Raw genomic sequence first — 9,624 nt, forward strand, 5'->3', positions numbered from 1 at the left:
GCCTCTTCGGCCGGCCGCCCGCTTTTGACGCGCGCCGCGCAGCTTCTCCCTGCCGGCGGGCGGCGGGCGCTGCGGTAGGATGAGGAAAAGCAGAAAAACCAAAAGGAGGCCCCCATGCCGCTCAACCAACTCTTCCCCGCCGTGCAGCGCAAGGCGCTCTACGAGGGCGTGAAGGATGAGATCGCCCGGCGCATTCGGCAGGACGTCTGGAGTGCGGGCACGATGATTCCGAACGAAATCGAGCTTGCGCGCCTCTTTCAGGTGAGCCAGGGCACCGTCCGCCGGGCGCTCCATGAGCTCGTTGAAGCGGGACTTCTCGTGCGTCGGCAGGGCAAGGGCACCTTCGTCAACGACTACGGCCTCAACCGCGACTTCACGGACCGGCAGTTCGTGCGCATCCGCCCGGACCGCGAGGGCGTCTGGCGCTCCCGCGCGCGGCTCGTGCTCTTCGAAGAGATCCCGGCGAGCCTCAAGGTCGCGGGCCTCCTCGGCATCACGCCCACCACGCCGGTGCTCCACGTGCGCCGCGAACTCGTGGCGGCGACGATCGGCGCGGGCGAGAACGAACCGGGCGTCGTCGATGCGTTCGATGAGATCTTCCTCCCGCGCGACGTCTTCCCGACGCTCACGGCGGAGATGTTCGGCAAGGACCTCCGCACGCTCTACGGGCTCTATCAGGGGCGGTGCGGCGTGACGGTGACGCGCGTCGAGGACATGGCGAAGGCCGCGCTCGTGAATCCCGAGCAGGCCGCCGCCGCCGGCGTGGCGATGCCCTATCCGGCGATTCAGCTGCAGCGCCTCTCCTTCGACGTCACGGGTCGCGCGGTGGAGCTGAGGTACCTCACCACCATCACGGACCGCTGCCACTTCGTCTTCAATTGAGGGCTTCGCCTGCGGCCCGGTCTGCCGGGTGCTGCGGGCGTCTGCGGCAAAAACGGCCGACCCGGGGTCGCGCTCCGAACCGGCCGATGCAGTCTCCATGCATTCTCTTCGGCGGAGCGTCAGCTCGCCGCGCCTTCGCCCGCCTTCATGCGGCGGCAGACGAGAAGGAGAACGAGCCCGAGCCCGGCGGCGCAGACCGCCTCGGCCGCGAGGTAGGCGTTGGTGAATCCCTCCGGGGTGAAGAGCGTCTTGAGGAGCACCGGCCCGAGAACGCCGGCCGAAGAGAAGCCCGCGGCCATGATGCCGTAGTTGACGCTGTTGTATTTGAGCCCGAACGTCTCCACCGTGAGGCCGGGGAATACGCCCACGAAGCTCCCGTAGCAGGCCGCTGCAAGAACGAGCCCCGCGAGGAAGAGCGTCACGTCGCCCTGGCCCGCCGAGAGGACGTACTTCGGGCCGAAGCGGTCGTTCACCCAACCGCCCGAGATCATCGCGACCGGGTTGATGCCCGTGGCGATGCTGAAGATGAAGCCAAGGTCCGCGGCCGTGAGCGGCCCCGAGAAGACGCTCCAGGAGTAGAGCGACCCGGCGAAGAGGTTGGCGACGCAGAAGACGAAGAGCAGAAGCGAACGGCGGGAGAGGTGCATGGCGGTCCGGCGGCGGTGGGGGCCGTGAAGGCGGCGGGAGTAGGGGGGGTCATTGAAAATTTAAGGAAGAAGAAGTAGTTGTGTGCGCGCCCTGTCAACTCAGTTGCCTTTCTTCGCCTTTGGAGAGGGCGGTCTCGAGCAGAATGCGCTAAGAAGAAAAAGAAGACTCTCAATGAAGCCTTTGTTTGTCCAGACGGCCGACGGCATCCTCGAAAAAGTGAGGCGCGGCGACTTCACGCCCGACGCTCCCATCCCCAATGAGTTCGAGCTTGCCGCGCTCTTCGGCGTGAGCCAGGGCACGGTGCGTCGGGCGCTGAAGGAGCTCCGCAAGCGCATCAACTGGTTCGTGCCCGACGACCCGGCGAGGCGGTCGGGCGACCCGGTCGTGAAGCTCGCCTTCCTGCACGAGGAGGCGGCGGCCGGAGCTGCCCGCACCCTGTGGGCCATTCAGTCGAGCACGATTCGTCCGACGCCGTTCTCGATTTTGATCTGCGTGCCGTAGGGGTTCGATAGCCGCACGATGTCCTCTAGCACCGCCTCGTTCTTCGTGAGGCGCGGTACGCCGCGGCGGCCGCGCGGCAGATCCATGCCGAGGTCGAGCGGGTGGAGCACAACGTCCTTGATGCGGCCGCCCTCGATCGTCCAGCCCGCGGCGACGGCGCGCCAGATCTCGGGCATCACGGGAAAGCCGATCGTGTTGCAGCGGCTGCGGTTGTCCATGTACGCGCCCACCTGGGTGTCTACGGAAAGGCCGAAGTCCTTGAAGGCGTCGTAGGGCTGCAGCGCCACGGTCTCGGTCTCGAAGATGAAGTTCCCGAGGCTATAAAAGATGAGGCCGTCCTTGTAGCGCTCGATGCCGCGCACGAGGTGCGGACCGTGCCCGATCACGACGTCCGCGCCCGCGTCGATGCAGGCGTGAGCAAAGGTTTCGAGGAACTGCGCGGGCGTCTCGACGGACTTCCCGACCATTTCATGCGCGTGCAGGCTCACGAGCACGACGTCGGCCTGCCGGCGCGCCTCCTTGATGTCGCGAACCGTACGGGCGACGTCCTCCGGGTGGGGGCGCGTCTCGATGAATTCGCGTTGGTCGAGCTCGAACATCATCTTTCCAAAGGGCATGCGACCTTCAGGGAACGGAGGCGCGTAGCCGCAGGAGATCTTGTGCTCGATCGGCCAGTTGACGAGGGTGACGCGGGCGAGTTCGTGCACCATCTCGAAGTGTTCCTTCGTGACGTGGTGGATCGTCTTGAAGCGCAGCGGATTGAGACCGGGGCGGCCGATCATCTCGCCCGAGTGGCCGCCGGCGGCCGCGGCCGGGTCGAAGGTTGAAGTGATGCCGATCATTGCAACGCGCGCCTCGGGGGTCTCGAGGTAGACCGGCCGGGCAGCCTCCTGGAGCGTCATGCCCGTGCCGGCGAAGAGCATTCCGCGCTCGTTGAGGTGGCGGATCGTCGCCGCGCAGCCCGTCTGCCCGAAGTCGCCCGAATGGTTGTTCGCGGTGTTGAAGAGGTTGAAGCCGCAGCGGAGCATGTCGTCGAGCATTGTTGGGTCCGTATAGGCCCAGGTGCCGCCGCTCGCGGCCGCCGGGTATCCCTCCTGACGGTGGAATGTGGTTTCAAGGTTCGCGAAACGCACGTCGTGCCGCGCGATCAGGCCGCAGAGGTCGGCAAACCCTTCGTAGCCCGCTTGCGGGATGTGGCGGGTGATGAAGCTGTCGCCCGTGGCGATGAATGAGGTCTTCATGGTGGATCTTCCTGCAGGGCCTTTCGGTCCGGAGCGTGCGCTTCGGAGAACGGTGGGCCGGGGTTTCACTTTTGAGAGCTATGATCGGCCAGAGCAGACGGGCCTTCCATAAGGAGAAGCGCCGATCAGTTGACTGAGTTGCCGGACGTCGCTTCCGAATGCGAGGGCGTCGGCCGCCTTCGGCGCAGGCTGTCTCCTGAATTTAGACGCCGACCGGATCGAGGTGCGGCGCGCATCAGCTTCAGGAGACCGAGCCATGTGGGACGTACTGCTCAAAAACGGCCATGTCGTTGCCCCCCACAACAAGCGCAACGGCGTGATGGATGTCGCCATTGAGAACGACCGCATCGCCGCCGTGGGCGAAGGGCTGACCGGGCGCGCCCGAGCGGAGGACGACTGCGCGGGACTTCTCGTGGTGCCGGGTATCATCGACGCGCACATGCATCTCGGCATCTACGGCTCGCCCTACGGCGTGCGCATGTCGGCGCTCTCAGGCGTCACCACGGGCATCGACATGATCGGTCCTTTGGACGAAGTGATGCGCGAGGCGCACCGCACGGGCGCGGGACTCAACTTTGCGATCCTCGACCGGCTTGAACCCAATCAGCGCTACGGCACGGACAACCCGAGCGCGGTGCAGATCTTGCAGTTCATCGACGAGAGCATCGCGGGTGGCGCCCTCGGCATCAAGCTCGTCGGCGGTCACTGGCCGCTCACGCTCGAGGCATGCACCGAAGCCGTGCACCTCGCGAATGAAAAGGACGCCTACGTCGCCTGGCACGCCGGTACGATGACGGCGGGCTCTGACATCGAGGGCATGCGTCAGGCGGTCGAGGCCGTGGGCGGCATGCGGCTCCACCTCGCTCACATCAACTCCTACTGCCGCGGCCGCATCCGCGCGCCTGAACTCGAGGCGCTCGAGCTCCTCTCGGCGCACCCGAACATCTGGTCCGAAGCGTACATGAGCCCCCTGAACGGCACGCATCTCACGTGTGATGGGGACGGCCGCGCGCTCGACCACGCGACGAAGATCTGCCTCGGGATCTTCGGCCTTCCCGACACCCGCGAGGCCTTCCGCCGCCGCATCCTCGTCGCACTGCGCGACACGGGCTACATCACCGAGATCATCGAAGGCGAGGAGGCCTGCGCCTACTGGGAGAAGATGGGCACGAAGAACGTCGTCGGATGCTTCCCCGTCAACGTCGCGCGCTCGCGCCTGATGCTCACCGAGGCGAAGCGCGCCGACGGCACGTTCGTGTTGGACGCCATGTCCACCGACGACGGCTGCATTCCGCGCAACGTGATCGTCGCCATGGGCCTCAACCTCGTGAAGTTCGGCGTCATTTCGCTCTCGGAATTCGTGATGAAGCCGAGCCTCACCAACGCGCGCCATCTGCGGCTTTTCGACCGCGGACACTTCTCCGAAGGGGCGGCGGCCGACGTCACCGTGATCGACTTCGAACGCGCCAAGGCGGTGGAGACCTACGTGGGCGGCGTCGTCAACATGAAGAACGGCGTCCTCTACGGCTCCGGCATGACCGTGATCACCACCGAGGCGGGCCGCAGGGCGGTCGGCTGCCGCATGGTCGCCTCGAACCTCTTCAACTGCGCGCTCAAGGTGCCGCTCGACGCGTACCTCGAGAAGGTGGACTTCGACTCCGCCATCCTCGAGAAGGCCTAGTGGCGGCCTATTGACCGGGCGCGGAGGGCTCGGCATCTCCCTCAACCCATGAACGCAGACCGGCGGGGCCCTCGGGGTTCCGTCGGTTTTTCGTCTTCAGACGGCGCGCCTCCTCAGGAGAACCACGCTCTTGGTTTGATTCCCGGTGCGTTTTGGAGGCGGGTCTGCGCGGATTCTCGATCCCGCGTGTAGACTCGAAGAACGCGTCTTCGCCCGCCGTGCGGACCGAGGCGCCACGCTGAAACAACTGCGGCGACCCCTGCCGCAGTCAGGTAAAAGGAGGCTCCCATGAATGCATGGAGCAACTCGTTCGAAAGGAAGTGGACCCTCATATTCCTCTTCGAATACATTTTCATCATGATGCCGTTTCCGTGGTTCTACGACACGGACTACATCCCTTCTTTCTTGGGCGTTCCGCTCTTCATCTTCGGGTGGATTATCTACGGCGCCGTCGTGATTACAACGATCATCATCTGGTGGCGGCAGTGCGTTAATCGTCCCGAATACCAGGACGACGAGGAATAAGGAGCACTCCATGCCATACCAAGTAGAAACCTCCACGGTGCCGTTCCTCTTCGTCACCATCTTGTACTTCCTGCTCCTCTGCGGAATCGGTTGGTGGGGCAACCGACAGAACAAGAATCTGCGCGACTTCTTCACGATGTCGGGCTCGGCGGGCGCCGTGCTCTCGGGCATCGCGTACTTCTCGACGCAGTACTCGATGTCCACGTTCATGGGCGTGCCCGGTTCGATCTACCACGTCGGCTACGCGGGCCTCTCCGTCTCGGTCCCGGGCATCGCGTTCTCGATGATCATCCCGGCGCTCATCGTCGGCCGCAAGCTCATTCGGCTCGGCCACAAGTACCAGATGCTCACGATGGCGGACTACCTTGCGGACCGCTATGAATCGACCGCCATCCGCGGGTTCCTCGCCGTCCTCATGCTCATCTTCCTCGTGCCGATGATGGGCGCTCAGACAATCGGCGCGGGCGTGATCTTCACGACCTATACGGGTGCTCCGCAGTGGGTGGGCATCGTCATCATGGGCGTCACCGTCATGCTCTACTGCATGGCGGGCGGCATCCGCAGCGTGATGATCACCGACGTCATTCAGGGCGTCTTGATGTGCGTCACGGCCGTCACCACGTTCTTCGTGTCGTTGAGTCTCGGCGGCGGCCTGGAGGCGATCAACGCTAAGCTCGCCGCGGCGGATCCGAACTACATGACCTTCCCGGGCCACAACAACGCCTATCCCTGGCAGAACTACGCCTCGATGATCGTCATGTGGTCCTTCTTCACGATCGGGCAGCCGCATCTCTTCACGAAGTTCTTCACCATGAAGAACTACAAGACGATGTTCAAGGCGGTCATTCTCGGCACGCTCGGCATGTGGATGTCCGCCGTCTTCATCGAATGGTGCGGCGTCACGGGCGCGGTGAGCTTCCCCGGCATTGAAGGCAAGGAATCCGACTTCATCGTCCCGCTGATCCTCCAGGGCGGGCTCCCGTCCATCGTCTCCTCGCTCATGATCGCCGGCATCTTCTCGGCGGGCATGTCCACGATCAGTTCGCTTCTCCTCACGACCACGTCGGCCGTGTCGCGCGACCTCTATCAGCGCATCCTCAACCGGAATGCGACCGATGAGGAGACGATGCGGATGTCGCGCATCGTGACGGTGGTTCTCGGCATCCTCGCCATTCTGATCGGCATTCTGAAGCCCGGCTCGATCTTCTCGATCATCCTCTTCGCCTTCGGCGGTCTGGGCATCTGGGCCGCGCCGATCGTGATCGGCATGTACTGGAAGCGCACCTCGAAGGTGGGCGTCTACGTCTCGATGATCTTCGGCGAAGTGCTCTACTTCCTGATGCTCACGAAGCTCCCGGGCCTCTCCTTCGGCTTCAACCCGCTCATCATCGCCTGGTTCGCCACCTGCATCGTGCTCGTCGTCGTGAGCCTCTTCACGACGCCCGCCACGGCGGCGACGCTCGAAAGGCATTTCGGCAAATAGTCTTTCGTGACGGACTCCGTCCATCCAACAGGGGGCCGCCCGCGGGCGACCCCCTTCGAAATTGAGGAAAGAAATGTATCTCGCTGATCTTTGCTGGCAGGAGGCCGGGAAGGTCCTCTCCGACCCCGAAACCATCGTCGTCATTCCCGTGGGCTCCACCGAGCAGCACGGCTGCGTCGGGCCGCTCGGCACGGACTGGATGATCCCGGACGAGTTCTGCCGCCGCATCTCGGGAATGGACCACATCGTGATCGCGCCGACCATTCCGTACGGCGTCGCAACGCACCACATCAACTTCCCCGGCACGATCGACCTCGGCATCGAGACGATGATCAAGGTGATGGGGGCGGTCTTCGAGTCGCTCTTCCGCCACGGGGCGCGCCGCTTCGTCGTGATGAACGGTCACGGCGGCAACGATCCGGCGATTGAAAAGGCCGCGCTCGAGATCTACCGCAGGGGCGGTTTGGTCGCCCTCATCGACTGGTGGGGCATCGCGCCCAAACTCAACCCGGCCTGGCCGACCGGCCACGGCGACGCGCAGGAGACCGCTGCGGTCATGGCCTTCCGGCCCGACCTCATCAAGCCCGAATACCTCCTCGACAACGTCGTGTCCGCGCCCACGAAGAACTTGAAGCCCGTGCACATCAACACGGTTCTCTTCGAAGGCGCACCTGTGAAGATCATCCGCGAGATCCGTGACACCGTGAACACGGGCGGCTTCGGCGGGTTGGAGTCCAAGATGGCGACCCGCGAATGGGGCGTTGCGATGATGGACGGCATGACGAAGTGGATCGAGGACTTCATCAACGAATACCGTTCGGTGAAGCTTCCCGAAAAGGACTGGGAGTAGCGGGGGACGCGGCGATGGCAAAGAGGCAGATTCCGGTGGAGCTCGCGAAGCTCCTCGACGCGGTCGATCCCGACCGGCTGATGCGCACGGTCGAGGGCATATGCACGGGCGAGAGGCTCACCAATGAGGCCGAGGCCCGCGCGCTCAACTTCATGGCGCAGGAGTTTGAGCGCGCAGGGTGCCGCGTGGGGTGGGAGACGCATCCCGCCTACATCTCGACGCCGGGACGCGCGCGGCTCGAGGTCGGCGGCCGGGCGTTCGAGTGCGTGACGCACCCGATGACGCCGGCGACGAAGGGCGTTTCGGGACCGCTTCGGTTCCTCTCCCGATCGGAGGCGTCCGGACTCGGCCCCGACGCGCTTCGTGGCGCGGTCGCCCTCGTCGAGGGGCTGGCGACGGAGGCCGCCGTGCGGCGGCTTCAAGAGGCGGGGGCGGCCGCGGCCGTCTTCATCACGGGCCGGTCGATTCACGAGATGATCGTCTCGCGCGTGTGGGGGTCGCCCACGCCGGCGACGATGAACGACTACGTTTCGATTCCGGCGGTGAGCGTCTCATTGGGCGACGGCGCGGAGCTCCGGCGCCTCGCCGCAGAAGGCGCTGCGGCGGGAATCGAAACCGAGGTCGACACCCGCTGGGTGGACCTTCCCATCCTCACGGCCGACATTCCGGGTGAATCGGACGACTTCGTGATGGTGACGAGCCACATCGACTCGTGGTGGCTAGGCGCCATGGACAACGCCTCGGGGAACGCCTGCGGCGTCGAGATCGCGCGGCTCCTCGCGCCCTTCGCCGGGAAGCTCAGGCGCGGCCTGCGCATCGTCAACTGGTCCGGGCACTCTCACGGGCGCTACGCGGGCTCCACCGCCTACTGCGACGCGCACTTCGAGGAGCTCCGGCGGTACTGCGTGCTCAACATCAACGCCGACTGCCTCGGCGGGTGCGGCGCAACGGTGATGACCGAGGCGCCGTCGCTCGCGGCGACCCACGGCCTCGCCGAGCGGGCGCTCCGGGAGGCGGCGGGCGTTGAGAACTACGAAGGCCACCGGTATTCGCGAAGCTGCGACATGAGCTTCTGGGGGGTGGGCGTCCCCGCAGTCTTCTCCCAGGTCTCCGAGCAGCCTCCGGCGACGGGCGCCTCGGCCGACGCCTTCAAGGCGCTCTTCGGCGGCGGCACGAAGTCCGGGGGGTACGGTTGGTGGTGGCACACGAAGGACGACACGGTCGAACACCTCGATCCCGAATTCCTCGCCCGCGACGTCCGCGTCTTCCTCGACGCCGTCTGGCATGCGGTGACGGACGAGGTGCTCCCCCTCGACGCCGCGGCGGAGGCGAGGGACCTCGAGCGCGGGCTGAGGGTCTGGGCCGAAAAGGCTGCCGGCGCACTCGACCTCTCCGCGGCGCTCGAGCGCTCGGCACGACTCGTGCGTGCGCTCGAAGCTCTGGACGCAACGGTCGAGCGCGGCGCGTGTACGGCGCACTCGCGCAACTGCACCGTCACCGACGTGCTGCGGATCCTCATCCCGCTCGGCTACATCGAGGGAAGCATCTTCAGTCACGACCCGGCGGCCGGCGCGCCCTACGTGCCGATGCTGCGCGGGGTCGATGAGCTCCAGGGCGCCGACCCGCACTTCCGGCAGTGCCTCCTCACGGCGTTGAGGCGCCGCGTGAACGAGCTCACCTGGGAGCTCGGCGAGGCGCTCGCGCTCGTCGAAGACTGAGCGCTCAATCCGCTTGTGAGCTGCAGACGGCCGGCCCGGATGACCAAAAGATAGGCCTCGCGCAAGCCCCGTCCTTCAGGGCGAGGTTAGCGAGG

The 9,624-nt window shown here is 65.5% G+C and carries 9 protein-coding genes; 7 read left to right on the plus strand and 2 right to left on the minus strand.

Annotated elements, in window-relative coordinates:
* The first annotated feature begins 114 nt into the window (after positions 1-114).
* Complete coding sequence (locus ACT6Y9_RS05495; RefSeq protein WP_443743790.1) at positions 115-882, plus strand: GntR family transcriptional regulator; 768 nt, start codon at positions 115-117, stop codon at positions 880-882.
* Positions 883-1,001: 119 nt separating this feature from the next.
* Here ACT6Y9_RS05495 and ACT6Y9_RS05500 read toward each other — a convergent pair whose 3' ends face one another.
* Positions 1,002-1,529: a hypothetical protein gene (locus ACT6Y9_RS05500; protein WP_443743791.1), complete on the minus strand. Its 528-nt coding sequence runs from the start codon at positions 1,527-1,529 to the stop codon at positions 1,002-1,004.
* A gap of 172 nt (positions 1,530-1,701) precedes the next feature.
* Between ACT6Y9_RS05500 and ACT6Y9_RS05505 the strand changes: the two genes are divergently transcribed.
* Positions 1,702-2,031 (plus strand): GntR family transcriptional regulator, encoded by a 330-nt coding sequence (locus ACT6Y9_RS05505; protein WP_443743792.1) that lies wholly within the window; start codon positions 1,702-1,704, stop codon positions 2,029-2,031.
* Here the strand turns inward: ACT6Y9_RS05505 and ACT6Y9_RS05510 are convergent.
* Positions 1,977-3,272 (minus strand): CapA family protein, encoded by a 1,296-nt coding sequence (locus ACT6Y9_RS05510; protein WP_443743793.1) that lies wholly within the window; start codon positions 3,270-3,272, stop codon positions 1,977-1,979. The two genes, ACT6Y9_RS05505 and ACT6Y9_RS05510, sit on opposite strands and share 55 nt — an antisense overlap.
* A gap of 256 nt (positions 3,273-3,528) precedes the next feature.
* On the opposite strand from ACT6Y9_RS05510, the gene ACT6Y9_RS05515 reads away from it, so the two are divergent.
* The 5 genes from ACT6Y9_RS05515 (at position 3,529) to ACT6Y9_RS05535 (ending at position 9,529) form a co-directional block, all read left to right on the plus strand.
* Positions 3,529-4,953, plus strand: a complete 1,425-nt coding sequence (locus tag ACT6Y9_RS05515; RefSeq protein ID WP_443743794.1) for an amidohydrolase family protein — start codon at positions 3,529-3,531, stop codon at positions 4,951-4,953.
* Positions 4,954-5,241: 288 nt separating this feature from the next.
* On the plus strand, positions 5,242-5,478 hold the full coding sequence (locus ACT6Y9_RS05520) for a hypothetical protein (RefSeq protein WP_443743795.1): 237 nt from the start codon (positions 5,242-5,244) through the stop codon (positions 5,476-5,478).
* 10 nt (positions 5,479-5,488) lie between these two features.
* Positions 5,489-6,961, plus strand: coding sequence for a sodium:solute symporter family transporter (locus ACT6Y9_RS05525; RefSeq protein ID WP_443743796.1), 1,473 nt, complete (start codon positions 5,489-5,491; stop codon positions 6,959-6,961).
* 73 nt (positions 6,962-7,034) lie between these two features.
* Positions 7,035-7,811, plus strand: a complete 777-nt coding sequence (locus tag ACT6Y9_RS05530) for a creatininase family protein (RefSeq protein WP_443743797.1) — start codon at positions 7,035-7,037, stop codon at positions 7,809-7,811.
* A 14-nt stretch (positions 7,812-7,825) separates the two neighbouring features.
* Positions 7,826-9,529: a M28 family peptidase gene (locus ACT6Y9_RS05535; RefSeq protein WP_443743798.1), complete on the plus strand. Its 1,704-nt coding sequence runs from the start codon at positions 7,826-7,828 to the stop codon at positions 9,527-9,529.
* Positions 9,530-9,624: the final 95 nt, after the last annotated feature.

It is taken from the genome of Sutterella sp., assembly GCF_052272535.1.
Lineage (GTDB): Bacteria > Pseudomonadota > Gammaproteobacteria > Burkholderiales > Burkholderiaceae_F > Sutterella.